Consider the following 15,245-nt stretch of genomic DNA (forward strand, 5'->3'; position numbering starts at 1 on the left):
TAGAATCTAGCGAGCCACGCTAGAATTACCTTTCTCACGCTAGCAAAATTGAATCACTAAAAGATCGAAAAGTTGATATTCAACAGGATTCGGTTGTTGCAATTGCGTTTAAAAGTGATACAAGAGATAAATTGGTAACTATTGACTCATTATGGATTGATAGGAGGATATCAGTGAAACAATTGTTAAAATTTTCGTTACTCTCATTGTTGGTAATTATCCTTGTAAGTGGGTGTAATACAAGCAATGGGAAAGAAGATATTTTTAAATATAAAGATTCGTTTGTTGGGGATAACAGCGCAGTAGGTAATATTGTAAGACAGTTGCAGGGTGCAGAACACTTTCAGGATTTTGAACTTAAAACAAAAGATAAGCCATATGGAGTTATTTTGAATTATGATTGGTTAAACTCCGAACAAAAGTATAAAGAAGCAGCTATTCATAACGCTACGTTTATATTTGCATTAGTTCAAAATGTAGACTGGATCACATTTAATTTTGATGATCAAGAATACAAAATAACGAAAGAAAACTTACAAGATTGGTATGGTGAAGATCTAAGTGGATTGAGTGAAGATGAACTACATTCACTTACGCAAAGATATTTGGATGCTGAAGACAAAATCAATCAGTTATTCGATTAAAGAATGTGGCGATTGTGTATTATTCATATCGCATATGGTTCGTTTTAATGTTCAGAATTCATTACTTTTTGCTATGCTCTTTTCTTTAGGGTTATCTAATGCTGTTAATGTTGTTGAAATGTTAATCATCAAGAAATGTGAATATTTCACACTATCACTTATAGCTACCATCTTCATTTTGTTTGTATCCGCATATGTGTTGTGGCTATAATCTTTGTTCCTCTAAATAAAAGGCCTATACCAATCCTTGAATAAAAGTCGTAACCCCATATGAAAATGAGTTCAAAAGGAGCTAGGTTATGAATGTAAATGTCTGTGAACTTCAATCCCAAGAGGAAATCCTTGAAGCATTTCCGGTAATGAAACAATTACGTACTCATTTGGATGAAATGACATACCTAGATTTGGTGATGGAAGCGAAAGAAAAAGATATGTTCAGGTTATTTGCTTTGTATGATCAAGAAGAAATTGTTGCAGTTACTGGATGTAAGCCAATGATCACTCTTTATTACGGGCGTTTTGTTTGGGTGTGTGATTTAGTTACTGATAGGAGCAAACGTTCAAATGGATATGGTGAGCAACTTCTAACTTATGTACATAAATGGGCAAGCAAAAACGGTTATGAAACCGTCGCCTTATCATCAGGAATAGACCGTATAGATGCTCACCGCTTTTATGAAGAAAAAATGGAATATGACAAGGTAAGTTACGTGTTCAAGAAAACTTTGGATATATAATTTCCCGAGGTGCTTTTCCTTCATATGGATGAGCGCTAATACAAGATATAAACATCATTTGGTGAAGTGAATGATGACAAAACAAAAAAACGGGGGAGATGGTGACGATGTTTAATAAAGTGTTGTTGCACGTTGAAGGACTCGTCGTTCTGGTATTAAGTTCTTATTTATACTTTTCGATGCAATTTAGTTGGCTTCTCTTTGTCGCTTTTTTGCTCGCGCCCGATTTGTCCGCACTTGGATACTTAAAAAATAACAAGGTAGGCTCGATATTGTATAACTTATGTCACACCTATAGTATCCCAATCGTCATCATCATTTATGGCATGTTAGTAAACAACCATATTTCTTTAATGATTGGCTTCATTTGGGTCGCTCATATTGGGATGGATAGAATGATTGGTTACGGACTGAAGTATCCGACAAAATTTCAAGATACCCATCTTAATCGTGTTTGAATGAGATAGATTTCTTTATATGACAAGTCGATTTTAGGAAGACCTATCTTTTTCTTCTAATAGTTGTTTGATTTCTCTCATTTCTTTTCGTAATTCAGTAATTTCACTTGTGTCTTGTTTAATATCCTCTGTTTCATCTTCAATTTCATCTGTGATTTTTTGTGCGTTGTTGACAATTTCCCCGACGATCAAGTTAATCATAATAAATGTTGTGATGACGATAAATGTAATAAAATAAATCCATGATAACGGTGCTTGTTCAAAAATAGGTCGATAAATGCCACTTGCCCACGATTCCAACGTAAAAATTTGAAACAATGTGACCAAACTGAGAAAGATATCGCCAAAGTGCTCTGGTGCAATGTCAGCATAAAAAGAAGTACCTAAAATCGCATAAACATAGAAAATGATTCCCATAATGAGAAGAACGCTACTTATCGTAGGAATTGCCATAAATAAAGCTGTAACAATTCTCCGAAGCGACGGAACCGTTGTAATGGTGCGAAAGATTCGTAACACACGAAATATACGTAATACGCTAACATATGGCGTGTTATATAAAATGAGACTACCGAACACAATGATGAAATCAAAGATATTCCAGTTATTTTGGAAAAAAGAAAATCGATAGACTATCAATTTTAAAATCACTTCAATCGTGAAGATGGCTAGTATGACGATGTCAATAGCGAAAAACAGCTGCTGATACGGTTGATAGATTGATGGAAACGTTTCTAATCCAATGAAGATAGCATTGATTAGAATGAGTGTTGTGATCAAATGGTTAAAACGTGTACTATCTACAATTTGTTTTAGTTGTATGCTATTTGGCATATTGTCCTCTCCTTTATTTATTGCCTTCCTATTATATTTTAAAACGATCACCGCTTTAAAACAAATTAGATATCGTTTCCAGTGATGTTATCTGCTATAATGACTTATAAATCATGACGAGAAAACATATTTCAGAAAGAAGTGTTAGCCTTGTTTCGAAAGATAAAAAAGACGAAAGAGCTATCAAGTATTCACGTAATCGTTCTCTTTTATTTATCAGCAGCTATTTTATCGACGATTCTACTAAGTTTTGATTTTTTCCATGAAAAAGGTGTGGAATTAACATGGCTAGACACCATCTTTACTGCTGTTAGTGCCATTAGTGTCACAGGATTAACAGTCGTAAACACTGCAGATACATTTAACGTACCAGGTCAAATTGCACTCGTGTTTGTATTGCAGTTTGGCGGAATTGGCATTATGACATTAGGGACGTTTGTCTATGCGGTATTAGGTAAAAAAATTGGCCTTCGCACCCGTCAATTAATTCGCATTGACCAAAATCGCAATACATTTGCTGGTATGGTTCAATTAATGTTTCAAATCTTAAAAACGATTCTTTTCATTGAACTGATCGGTATGGTGATTTTATCGATTCACTTCTTGAATTATTTTGATAGTTGGCAAGAAGCGCTTATGCAAGGATTTTTTGCTTCAGTGAGTGCTACAACCAATGCCGGATTTGACATTACTGGTTCATCATTAGTTCCATTTGCTAATGATTATTTTGTTCAGTTTATCAATATGCTGTTACTGACCCTTGGAGCGATTGGTTTCCCTGTATTGTTAGAGGTGCAGGATCTACTTTGGGGAAGGTATAAGAATGCTCATTGGCAATTTCAATTTTCGTTATTTGCCAAGTTAACTACATTTACTTTCTTTTCTTTGTTTATTTTTGGCACCATCGGCATTATATTATTTGAATGGCAAGGCTTTTTTGCAGATAAAAGTTGGCATGAAACACTTTTTTATAGTATGTTTCAATCGCTCACAACGAGAAATGGTGGTTTAGCAACAATGGATGTTGCCGATTTTAGTATGCCGACACTGTTATTACTATGTGGGTTAATGTTTATTGGCGCATCACCAAGCAGTGTTGGTGGTGGGATTCGAACAACAACTTTTGCGATTATATTATTAACCATTTATCACTATGCAAAAGGCCATAACACGATTAAAGTGTTTCGGAGAGAAATTGATAGCGAAGATGTCATACGTTCATTTATCGTTGCTTCCACTGCTATATTTTTATGTAGTACAGCGATTATTTTATTAATTTGGATGGAACCATTAGACAATATGGCACTTGCATTCGAAGTGTTTTCTGCGTTTGGTACGACAGGGTTGTCGATGGGGATTACTGCTGATTTATCTCCGTTTGGTAAGGGGATCATTATTTTATTAATGTTTATCGGCCGAATCGGTATATTCTCATTTATCTTTTTAATTCGTGGTAAAGATGCACATGATCGTTATCATTATCCAAAAGAAAAGATGATAATTGGTTAATTATATGATACACTGTCGTCTAGCTTTAATGTTATGAATAAGGAGTTTATGACCGATGTCGGTAATTGAAACGATAAAAGGTATATCCAAACGATGGTCAGCCATACATCATATCGTCACTTATTACTTATTGACAGTGATCTTTTCTACGATCATTGTGAGTCTACCGATTTTTCATCGATCTGGGGTAGATTTATCATTTATTGATGCGATGTTTACAGCGGTTACCTCGATTAGTGTGACGGGGTTAACGGTGGTTTCTATTCCAGATACGTTTAATCCAGCAGGTCAAATCGCCCTAGCTGTTTTACTTCATTTAGGCGGCGTGGGTATTATGACCATGGGAACATTTATCTGGGTTGTATTAGGGAAGAAAATTGGTATTCGTAGCCGTAAGTTGATTATGGTGGATCAAAATACGAAAACCCTCGCAGGACTTGTGCGATTAATGTTAGAAATTTTTAAATTAATCTTAATTATTGAATTGATTGGTGCCATTATATTATCGATACATTATATGAACTATTTCGATACAGTAAATGAAGCTTTGCTGCAAGGGGTGTTTGGTGCGATAAGTGCTACGACAAACGGTGGTCTAGACATTACTGGTGCTTCTTTAATTCCGTTTGCTGATGATTATTTTGTTCAGTTTATTCATATGATTTTAATCGTACTTGGCGCGATTGGTTTTCCTGTCTTAATTGAAGTCCAAGAAGTGTTACGTGGACGTGCTTATTCCTATAATGATCGTCATAAATTTTCGTTGTTTACTAAAATTACAACCATTACGTTCTTTTGGTTGGTGGTGTTCGGAACGATTTTTATTCTATTGTTAGAAAAGGATGCATTTTTTGCCGATAAAAGCTGGCATGAATCTTTTTTCTACAGTTTATTTCAGTCGGTGACATCAAGAAGTGGTGGCTTGTCGACGATGGATGTATCTGAATTTTCATTATCTACGTTGTTTTTGATTAGTGCGCTCATGTTTATTGGTGCATCACCAAGTAGTGTCGGTGGTGGTATACGAACAACGACGTTTGCGATTATGCTTTTAACAATTTGGAATTATGCCAAAGGAAATACGAGTATTAAAGTATTTGGACGAGAAATTGATCAACAGGATATGCTTCGCTCTTTCATTGTGATTGTGACAGGGATGATGTTATGTATTGGCTCCGTCATTGTTCTTATGAAAACCGAGAGTTTTGCATTAATTGAAGTGATATTTGAGGTATCCTCGGCCTTTGGAACAACTGGTTTATCGATGGGGATCACACCTGAATTATCAACTTTTGGTAAAGGATTAATTATGTGTCTCATGTTTATTGGACGTATTGGTATTTTCTCCTTTCTTTTCCTTATTCGTGGAGATGCGAATCGAGACAAATATCGCTACCCAACGGAAAGAATCATTATCGGATAACCTCTGGCAAAGCACCAGAGGTTTTTTAATAAAAAGTGAAGATATGAATGTATGGTATGAAAATGATTGGGCGATATAGTATAGTAGTAGATAGAGAATGATAGAAATAAATCCGACTAATAGACTGTCAAAGGAATAGGAGCTGAGGATGTAATGAGTCATACGAAGCAACTGTCAGATATATTGAACAATATGAAACGCGTCATGATCGGAAAAGAAGAAACAGCGACGTTAAGTTTAGTCGCGATGTTAGCGGACGGTCATGTCTTGCTAGAAGATGTGCCAGGAGTAGGGAAGACCATGCTTGTCAAAGCGCTAGCCAAATCTTTGAATTGTGATTTCAAAAGAATTCAGTTCACGCCAGATTTATTACCTTCAGACGTTACGGGCGTGTCAATATATAATCCGAAAGATATGGTGTTTGAATTCCGTGAAGGTCCGATTTTTGGTGATGTCGTGTTAGCCGATGAAATTAACCGAACATCTCCAAAGACACAATCTGCTTTACTCGAAGCCATGGAGGAAATGAACGTAACCGTAGATGGTGTCACAAAATCATTACAACAACCTTTCTTTGTGATGGCTACACAGAATCCCGTCGATTATGAAGGAACGTACCCGTTACCAGAAGCGCAATTAGACCGTTTCTTGATGAAATTAAATCTAGGGTATCCTGACCTCATGGAAGAACTAGAAATACTAGAGCGAACCGATCAACAACATCCAATTGAAACCATCCATCCAGTCATAGAAAAACAAGTGATTTTAGATATGCAAAATCAAGTGCAAGAGGTGTACATCGATCAAACGGTGAAACGTTATATTATTGAAATTATCGCTCAAACGCGTGATCATCGTTCTGTTCAATTAGGCGTTAGCCGCGTGGTTCCATCGCTCTAATGAAAGCAGCGAAAGCCTATGCATTTATTGATGGTCGTGACTATGTGATTCCTGATGACGTAAGTTTTCTTGCAAGTTATGTATTAGCGCATCGCTTGATCCTCCGACCGGAAGCACGTTATGAAGGTGTGACACAAGAAGGGATTATTGATCAGATTTTACAAGAGGTTGATGTCCCAGTTCGAAAGGAAATGCATGGATGAAAGCAGTCATAAAGCAGATCAGCAAGTCCTTTCAATTACTGCTGTTGTTCGGTATCCTGTTTGCGTTTGCCATGTTTCAAGGGGGGTTTGTCAGTTGGTTTTTATTTTATAGCGTCACCCCATTTCTACTCTATATGCTTGTGATTAATTTTTACCCGATCCAGAAGTGGACGGTTTCTCGAGATGTCACAACAGATTATGTGCAAGCTGGTCAATCAGTGACTGTCACTATTACAGTGAAACGCCGCATTCGTTTTCCGCTCTTTTTTGCATTGATTGAAGATGATTTACCAGCTACCCTGCAATATCAAGATGTGGGAAGAAAAAAGTATTATCAGACGGATGTTTCTTCGTATAAGCGAAACCGTATTGTCCAACGAATCGTCTACCCATTAATGAAAAAACATTTCACGTATCAATATCATTTACCGCATCTACCACGGGGAAAGCATGTATTAAGTGGTATCACGATTCAAGTAGGAGATCCGTTTGGTTTTGTCCAACAGAAGAAGACGTTCCCTTTAGAAAAAATACTTATGGTTTACCCTGCGGAACGTGAGATGAATTTCAAACAACAAGTATTTCGGACATCTGAAGGGTCCTCTCCTTCTATGCAGATAGATGACCGGCTGACGAATGTCGTTTCAGGTGTTCGTGAATATACACCGGGTGATCGATTTTCATGGATTGATTGGAAATCGACCGCACGCATGAATAAAGTGATGACGAAAGAATTTGAGCAAGAAAAAGATACAGAAATTGCTGTCATATTACCCGTCATGGGACAAAAACAAGAACATGTATTGGCATTTGAAGCAGCTGTTGAGTGGTCTGTTTCGTTATTACAGGCTCTTCGTAGCTATCATCAAACGTCGTCATTTATGACCATTGGACAGAAAAGTAAGCTGTTTCATTCACATGAGCTTCGCTTTCACTTTCCAGTCGTGCAAAATTATTTAGCCACTGTTCAGTTAGAAGAAAAAGATGATGTAGTCACCGATCAGCTAGGGTCGATTCCTGTATCAGCGTATCATGCAAAAACGATTTTTATTCTTTGTTCATTGGATGATGGTTTGCTTCAAAAGATTACGCAAATCCATGAGCAAAATCACGCTGTACTCGTCTTTTTTATCGCGATCCATCAAACAATGAATCAAGAAGAACAACAACGAATTGAAACATTGAAAGCGAGAAATATTTCTGTTCAAATGCTGACGGAGAAAGAATTAGCAGCGGATCGTTGGGAGGTGAGTCCAGCATTATGAAAAAACAAGAGCTGGTCAATCGCTTATCTTCATTTATTGTCCTACTTGCAGGTTTTCTGTTGTTTTGGGAGTGGCTTCGGCCGTTAGAACAAATTACCGATACGGGAAGTGTACATTTATTTGTAGTGTATGCGGCACTTAGTTTCGTGATTTCTTATTTCATTCATCAAACTTGGCTAAAGTTTATTATCAAGTCACTAGGGATGGTGCTCGTGCTTGATTATTTGTTTATTCAAGCGCCCTTTGCCTCTAGCGGTTGGATTGAGCGCATTCTTTATGAATTCTCGCATAATGTTGGTGCTATTTCAGACAGTAACTGGTATGCAATGACACCTTTTTTCCGTAGCTTTCTATTTTTATTATTGCTATGGTTAATGAGCTATTTATTACATTATTGGTTCATCGTTGCAAATAAAATTTTTCTGTTTATCGTACTTACGATTGTCTACTTAGCTGTTTTAGACACTTTTACAGTCTATGATGCGAAAGTTGCAATTGTTCGATCGTTTATCATTGCATTTGTCATTTTAGGGCTGAATTACTATGCGCAGTTAGTCCGAAATCAACCAGACGCAAACCATCAAATCAAAGGGTTATATTATTGGATGATAGCGATTAGTAGTGTTGTGATTGCGGCTACTGCGATCGGTTTTTTCTCACCGAAATTCAACCCACAATGGCCTGATCCTGTGCCGTTTATACAAAGCACTGCTGGTCACATCGGATTTCAAGAAGGGAATACGATTCAAAAAGTTGGTTATGATGAGAACGATTCGAATCTTGGTGGTTCATTTGTGCAAGATGACACGACTGTATTTGAAGTGATCACGAATCAGAAGCGTTATTGGCGTATTGAATCAAAAGATGTTTATACGGGGAAAGGTTGGGAGCGTTCTTCGGATCAAGTATTTCAGCCCATACAAGGTGGTCAAGTTAATTGGAGAACGTTTTCTGACAGTGTAGAAACTGAAGAAACAGAAGCATCTATACGGATGAATCCAGGGAGTAATTTTTCCAAAATCGCTTATCCTTATGGGCTTGAACAAGTAGAGGGACAAGGATCGGAAGAATTTTATTTGGATAAACAGTCAGGGATGATTGAAGTAGAATCATCTGAACAACAAGAATTGAATCAAGAATATGCGATGACGTATCAGTCGCCGTCTTACGACATTGATGAACTGCGAGCCTCAGGTAGTGATGACCCACAAGAGATTCAGGAGCAATATTTGCAACTGCCAGATGAATTACCTAATCGAGTAGGAGATTTGGCCGCTGAGATTGTAGAGAGTGAAGATTCAAGATACGGTATGGCAAAAGCGATTGAAGGATACTTTGGCAGAAATGGTTTCACCTATCAAACAAAGGATGTTCCTGTACCTGGCGAGAATGAAGATTATGTTGATCAATTTTTATTTGAATCAAAAATCGGTTATTGTGATAATTTCTCTACGTCTATGGTCGTATTACTTCGTTCTGTAGATATTCCTGCTCGCTGGGTGAAAGGCTTTACGGGTGGAGAGTTACAAGAAGATCAACCTGATTTACCAAGCGGGTATTCTCTTTACGAAGTGACAAACAACAACGCTCATTCTTGGGTAGAAGTGTATTTCCCTGGAACAGGCTGGGTACCATTTGAACCCACAGCTGGTTTTGCCAATAATGCAGCATTCCATCAAGACATTGATAATGACAATTTGACAGATGAGACGCAATCAGAAGAAGAACAAACAGAAGAGACGGAGCAAGAAGAAGAGTTACCATCAGATAACGAAGAGGCAGAAGATGAAGAAGTAACAATAGGCGAAAATCAAGGTGATTCTTTTCCATTGTTAACAGTGCTAGGCATTATAGCCGGTATTGTTGTCATTGTACTATTCGTCTTGTGGATCGTGAGACGAGATCGGTGGAAAGCGAAGTATCTATTGAAGAAATGGGATCGTAATGGATCAAGTAAACAGTTAGAAAAAATGTATATTTATCTTTTGCAAGTCTTGCAACGAAGGTCTGTTCTACGCGATACAGGTCAGTCGCTACGTCAATATGCGAAGCAAGTGGATGAATATTATGGCAGTGATACGATGTATGAGTTAACATTATTGTATGAACAATCACTGTATCGACAGGCTTATGATGAAGTGGATCGGCAAAAGTTGCGAGAATTGTTTGAAAAATTATTCCGTCAAATCTTTGCTTGACCAGGTGAATAACGGTTGGTAGAATAAGATAAATCGAAAAGCACATTGCCTTCATATATGTTTGGGAATAAGGCCTGAACGTTTCTACCTGAACACCTTAAATGTTCGGACTATGAAGGCAGAAGTCCCGTTTATGATTTCTGCCTTTATATGAAGGCAGATTTTTTCTGTGATCGCCGAGACCAGTCAATTGATGTTTTATATGTGTTGAAGTAATTTTCACAAAGGGGTTGGACAGCGTGGATGTCAATAATGAAATGATTTTAGTGTTAGACTTTGGTAGTCAATATAATCAGTTAATCACTCGCCGTATCCGCGAGTTCGGTGTATATAGTGAATTACACTCGCATCGTTTAACGGCAGAAGAAATAAAAGAAATGAATCCTAAAGGTATTATTCTATCTGGAGGTCCTCACAGTGTATATGACGAAAACAGTTTTCGCTGTGATGAAGGGATTTTTGAATTAGGAATCCCTGTCCTTGGCATTTGTTACGGTATGCAATTGATGACACAACACTTTGGTGGTGTCGTCGAACGAGCACAACAGCGAGAATACGGAAAAGCGGATATTCATGTGAAGAATGATGCGTCATTGTTTGCAGAGACACCGAGGGAACAAGCCGTTTGGATGAGTCACAGCGATAAAATTATGGAAGCACCGAGTGATTTTACTGTAGAGGCAACGAGTGAATCAACGCCAGTAGCGGCGATGCGTCATCCTGAGAAAGCATTTTATGGCGTGCAATTTCACCCTGAAGTTCGTAATACCGTTTATGGAAACGAATTGTTGAAGACGTTCGTTTTCGAAGCATGTGGTTGTACAGGCGATTGGACGATGGCGAATTTTATCGATATGGAAGTGGATAAGATTCGTAATCAAGTCGGAGATCGCAAAGTGTTGTGCGCGCTAAGCGGTGGTGTCGATTCCTCAGTCGTAGCAGCTTTAATTCATAAAGCAATTGGTGATCAGTTAACGTGTATTTTTGTCGATCATGGCCTGCTTCGTAAAGATGAAGGGGAAACGGTCATGCGTACATTCCGCGATCAATTTCAGATGAATATTATCAAAATTGATGCGCAAGACCGTTTTCTTAGCAAGTTAACAGGTGTCTCCGATCCAGAACAAAAACGAAAAATCATCGGTAATGAGTTCATTTACGTGTTCGATGATGAAGCGGAAAAGATCAAGGACATCGACTATCTTGCGCAAGGTACACTTTACACAGATATTGTTGAAAGTGGTACAGAAACAGCGCAAACTATTAAATCGCATCATAATGTTGGTGGATTGCCTGAAGATATGGAATTTGAATTAATTGAACCGCTGAATACATTGTTTAAAGATGAAGTTCGTGCACTTGGTACCGAATTAGGTGTACCGGATGATATTGTTTGGCGCCAACCTTTCCCTGGTCCGGGCTTAGGTATTCGCGTGCTTGGTGAAATCACACCTCAAAAAGTGGAAATCGTTCGGGAAACAGATGCGATTTTACGAGAAGAAATTAGGAATGCTGGACTGGAAAGAGATATTTGGCAATTCTTCACTGTCCTTCCAGATATTCAGAGTGTGGGTGTCATGGGAGATGCACGTACCTATGATTACGCTATTGGTATTCGTGCGGTAACTTCGGTTGATGGAATGACTTCTGATTGGGCGCGCATTCCGTGGGATGTTTTAGAAAAAATATCGACGCGAATGGTCAATGAAGTGAGTCATGTCAACCGTGTGCTGTATGACGTGACCAGCAAGCCACCAGCAACGATTGAATGGGAATAAAATGAAATGACGAACATTGTGATTATAAAATTAAAAAACATTCGTATTTTGTATTGACGATCGCGCTAATACCTAGTAATATAATGATTGAAATTATTCATATGATAAATCATGATCCGTCGTATAATGTTGGGGATATGGCCCAAGAGTTTCTACCAGAGCACCGTAAAAGGCTCTGACTACGAGGAGGATGGCTACTAGTCAATGGGTGCGAATCGTTTATTAGTAGTCAGTCTGAATTGTATGAGAAACACCTTTGGTCCTAATTGCCGAGGGTGTTTTTTTGTTACGAGAGCAAGCCATATGTTCTTTATGCGCGGATGGATGAAGAGGAGGACAACCATGAAGAAATTTTTTGAATTTGACCGTTTAGGAACGTCATATGGTCGAGAAACGATTGCTGGTATTACGACGTTTCTAGCGATGGCTTATATTTTATTTGTCAATCCATCCATATTAGCTGATGGAACAGGGATGGATGCAGATGCCGTTTATGTTGCCACTGCACTCGCAGCAGCGGTGGGTACTATTATTATGGCATTAGTCGCAAAATATCCGATTGCGCTTGCACCAGGTATGGGCTTGAATGCATTCTTTGCTTATACGGTCGTGATTGGCATGGATATTCCGTGGGAAACAGCTTTAGCGGGCGTGTTAGTATCAGGAATTATCTTTATTATCTTGACGCTTACAGGTATTCGTCAAATGGTGATTGATGCGATTCCTCCGACACTGAAGATGGCAGTCGGTGCAGGGATTGGTCTATTTATTGCTTTTATTGGTTTGCAAAATGCAGGAATTGTCGTCAATGACGATTCAACGTTATTAACGCTTGGGAATTTAACAGCAGGACCAACGTTACTTGCTGTATTTGGTATGATTGTTACCGTATTATTGATTACACTCGGTTTCCGCGGTGGCGTATTTTATGGCATGATTATTACCGCCATTGTCGGTATGATATTTAATCAAGTACCACTCCCAGAACAAATTGTGAGTTCAGTTCCGAGTTTAGAGCCTACGTTCGGTGCAGCATTTGCGAATTTCGGTGATGTATTTACTTTGCCAATGATTGGTGTTATTTTAACGTTTCTATTCGTAGACTTTTTTGATACAGCTGGGACCTTAGTTGCAGTGGCATCAAAAGCAGGATTGTTAAAGGATAATAAATTACCTCGTGCAGGAAAAGCGTTGTTCTCCGATTCTGCAGCAACGGTAGTCGGTGCAACGCTTGGTACGTCGACAACGACATCTTATGTGGAGTCAACTACAGGAGTTGGTGCTGGTGGTCGCTCAGGATTTACTTCGTTAGTTACAGCAATTTTGTTCATTTTAGCCATTTTCTTTTCACCACTGTTGCAAGTTGTAACGAATGCTGTCACTGCACCTGCATTAATCATTGTCGGTGTGATGATGGCTTCATCGTTAAAAGATATTCCGTGGGATCAATTTGAAATTGCTGTTCCATCATTCTTAACTGTAGCGATCATGCCATTATCTTACAGCATTGCGACTGGGATTGCTGTTGGCTTTATTTTCTATCCATTAACTATGTTAGCCAAAGGGCGCATTAAGGAAATGAATCCAATTATGTGGTTCTTGTGCATTGTCTTTGTTTTATATCTATTTTTCTTACACTAGCATATCAGTAGAGAGCTTTGGTACGTTTGCCAAAGCTCTTTTTTGTATTTTATTCTCAAGTTTAGGGGATTTAATCTCAACTTTTGCAACTTTATTCTCAAGTTTAGGGGATTTAATCTCAACTTTTGCAACTTTATTCTCAAGTTCGGGGGATTTAATCTCAACTTATCCATACTCAATTATTCGTCTTCAAGTTCATTGATGTCGATGCGCTTTTTGTGTTGCTGTTTGTGCATGCGGCGATGCAAATGAACAGTCATTAAACCGTTTTTTAAGGTTGCCTGGACACGATCTTTTCGCACAGGAAACGGAAGATCAATTTGTCTAGAAAAATCGCCATGCAAAATTTCTTGTTTAATCAGTTTGCCAGACTGTTCAATGGGGAATAGCTCACCTTTGATGTCTAACTGATCATCATCAACATACAGTTTGATTTGTTTACTATTTTTGATCCCGGGCAAATTAATATAACAAATGATTTCATTTTCTAATTCATATAGGTTGACGGCAGGAAGGGGTGGCTTTACAATTTGATCGAATTCATTCCAAAAATCTCCGCCAAAGAAATGATCTAAATTATGTTTCCAATCATGCATATGTTGAAATGGATCCATATGACTTCCTCCACTCTAGTAGATCTAGAAGTATCATATGTATAAATTCAGGCGAATGTGCCTAATGAGAGGTGAAAGCAATGTTTGAGAATGCATGGATCATGATTGCCATTATTATGATTATTAATATTACGTATGTTTCTTTTTCGACGGTTAGAATGATTCTGACGTTGAAAGGGAGACGATATATTGCTGCATTTATCAGTTTTTTTGAAATTATTATTTACACGTTAGGGCTTGGCATCGTGCTTGAGAATTTAGGAGAAATTCAAAACTTGATCGCTTACGGTGTTGGTTACGGATTAGGCGTGATTATCGGGTCAATGATTGAAGAAAAGCTCGCCTTAGGGTATATTACCGTTAACGTCATTTCTTCCGATCCGGGTATTTCATTTACGAAACAATTACGGGAAAAAGGATATGGTGTGACGAGCTGGTTTGCCTATGGAATGGATGGTGATCGGCTTGCGATGCAAATCTTAACACCGAGAAAATATGAATTGGATTTATATGATACGATTAAAACAATTGATCCTAAAGCTTTTATTATTGCCTATGAACCGAAGCATATTCACGGCGGTTTCTGGGTGAAACAAGTACGAAGGGGGAGAATTCGTAAAAGTGTCCAAGAACAACAAGAAACAGCCAAAAAAGATGAAGTTTGAAGTTGCAGAAGATGAGACGATTGATGCGTGTTTGAAACGGATCGAAGCAAAAGGGTATCGACCGATTAGACGGATGGAGCAACCGATTTTTCAAGAGAATGGTGAAAATATCGAACCGATCGGACAAAAGATTATATTTGATGCAGTATTAGCAAAACACGAACGTTAATTCTATTTATTGAATTTAACGTTCGATTTTTTATTGACAGTCATCGAATTGCTTGTTACGATAAATATGCAGTAAAGAAATCTCACAATCAAATCATTCGCATCCTCATATATGTTGAGAATACGGCTCAACGTCTCTACCTGTCACCGTAAATGACGGACTATGAGGGAAGATGATCATGAAGATACAACCAACTGTTACAATGAT

At 38.1% G+C, this 15,245-nt stretch carries 13 protein-coding genes, 1 pseudogene and 3 riboswitches; of the genes and pseudogenes, 12 read left to right on the forward strand and 2 right to left on the reverse strand.

The annotated features are described in order from the left end of the window. Positions 1–173 precede the first annotated feature (173 nt). From J416_RS08540 to J416_RS08550, 3 genes are all read left to right on the forward strand, one after another. A complete protein-coding gene (locus tag J416_RS08540) occupies positions 174–644 on the forward strand; it encodes a DUF4825 domain-containing protein (protein ID WP_003468715.1) in 471 nt (156 codons plus the stop codon). A gap of 299 nt (positions 645–943) precedes the next feature. Continuing rightward, entirely contained in the window at positions 944–1,381 is a 438-nt protein-coding gene (locus J416_RS08545) for a GNAT family N-acetyltransferase (RefSeq protein ID WP_003468718.1), read from the forward strand. 107 nt (positions 1,382–1,488) lie between these two features. Beyond that, positions 1,489–1,839: a DUF4260 domain-containing protein gene (locus J416_RS08550; protein ID WP_003468721.1), complete on the forward strand. Its 351-nt coding sequence runs from the start codon at positions 1,489–1,491 to the stop codon at positions 1,837–1,839. A gap of 33 nt (positions 1,840–1,872) precedes the next feature. On the opposite strand, the gene J416_RS08555 is transcribed toward J416_RS08550, so the two are convergent. Next, positions 1,873–2,673 carry an ion transporter gene (locus J416_RS08555; RefSeq protein WP_003468723.1) on the reverse strand — a complete coding sequence of 267 codons (801 nt, stop codon included), beginning with the start codon at positions 2,671–2,673 and terminating at the stop codon, positions 1,873–1,875. A 150-nt stretch (positions 2,674–2,823) separates the two neighbouring features. Here J416_RS08555 and J416_RS08560 point away from each other — a divergent pair, with 150 nt between their 5' ends. The 7 genes and pseudogenes from J416_RS08560 to J416_RS08590 all read left to right on the forward strand — a co-directional run bounded on the left by J416_RS08560 (position 2,824) and on the right by J416_RS08590 (position 13,590). Then, on the forward strand, positions 2,824–4,182 hold the full coding sequence (locus J416_RS08560) for a TrkH family potassium uptake protein (protein WP_003468725.1): 1,359 nt from the start codon (positions 2,824–2,826) through the stop codon (positions 4,180–4,182). A gap of 55 nt (positions 4,183–4,237) precedes the next feature. After that, positions 4,238–5,605, forward strand: coding sequence for a TrkH family potassium uptake protein (locus J416_RS08565; protein WP_003468727.1), 1,368 nt, complete (start codon positions 4,238–4,240; stop codon positions 5,603–5,605). A 153-nt stretch (positions 5,606–5,758) separates the two neighbouring features. Continuing rightward, a pseudogene (locus tag J416_RS08570) lies at positions 5,759–6,708 on the forward strand (AAA family ATPase). Further along, positions 6,705–7,973, forward strand: coding sequence for a DUF58 domain-containing protein (locus J416_RS08575; protein WP_003468730.1), 1,269 nt, complete (start codon positions 6,705–6,707; stop codon positions 7,971–7,973). The pseudogene J416_RS08570 and the gene J416_RS08575 overlap by 4 nt, the downstream one beginning before the upstream one ends. Beyond that, positions 7,970–10,171 carry a transglutaminase TgpA family protein gene (locus tag J416_RS08580; protein WP_003468732.1) on the forward strand — a complete coding sequence of 734 codons (2,202 nt, stop codon included), beginning with the start codon at positions 7,970–7,972 and terminating at the stop codon, positions 10,169–10,171. The genes J416_RS08575 and J416_RS08580 overlap by 4 nt, the downstream gene beginning before the upstream one ends. Positions 10,172–10,202: 31 nt before the next feature. After that, a riboswitch (purine riboswitch) is annotated at positions 10,203–10,304 on the forward strand. Between the two features lie 124 nt (positions 10,305–10,428). After that, positions 10,429–11,949 (forward strand): glutamine-hydrolyzing GMP synthase, encoded by a 1,521-nt coding sequence (gene guaA, locus J416_RS08585; RefSeq protein ID WP_040513243.1) that lies wholly within the window; start codon positions 10,429–10,431, stop codon positions 11,947–11,949. A gap of 99 nt (positions 11,950–12,048) precedes the next feature. After that, positions 12,049–12,151, forward strand: a riboswitch (purine riboswitch). 140 nt (positions 12,152–12,291) lie between these two features. Then, positions 12,292–13,590 (forward strand): NCS2 family permease, encoded by a 1,299-nt coding sequence (locus J416_RS08590; RefSeq protein WP_003468735.1) that lies wholly within the window; start codon positions 12,292–12,294, stop codon positions 13,588–13,590. A 179-nt stretch (positions 13,591–13,769) separates the two neighbouring features. On the opposite strand, the gene J416_RS08595 is transcribed toward J416_RS08590, so the two are convergent. Beyond that, positions 13,770–14,204 carry an Hsp20/alpha crystallin family protein gene (locus tag J416_RS08595; RefSeq protein WP_003468737.1) on the reverse strand — a complete coding sequence of 145 codons (435 nt, stop codon included), beginning with the start codon at positions 14,202–14,204 and terminating at the stop codon, positions 13,770–13,772. A gap of 80 nt (positions 14,205–14,284) precedes the next feature. Here J416_RS08595 and J416_RS08600 point away from each other — a divergent pair, with 80 nt between their 5' ends. Further along, the gene (locus J416_RS08600; protein WP_003468739.1) at positions 14,285–14,869 is read left to right on the forward strand and encodes a DUF2179 domain-containing protein; all 585 of its coding nucleotides are present in this window, start codon (positions 14,285–14,287) and stop codon (positions 14,867–14,869) included. After that, positions 14,859–15,038, forward strand: a complete 180-nt coding sequence (locus tag J416_RS08605) for an NETI motif-containing protein (protein ID WP_003468741.1) — start codon at positions 14,859–14,861, stop codon at positions 15,036–15,038. Before J416_RS08600 ends, J416_RS08605 begins: the two co-directional genes overlap by 11 nt. 85 nt (positions 15,039–15,123) lie before the next feature. Continuing rightward, positions 15,124–15,221: riboswitch (purine riboswitch) on the forward strand. Positions 15,222–15,245: the final 24 nt, after the last annotated feature.

This window comes from Gracilibacillus halophilus YIM-C55.5 (genome assembly GCF_000359605.1).
GTDB lineage: Bacteria > Bacillota > Bacilli > Bacillales > Amphibacillaceae > Gracilibacillus > Gracilibacillus halophilus.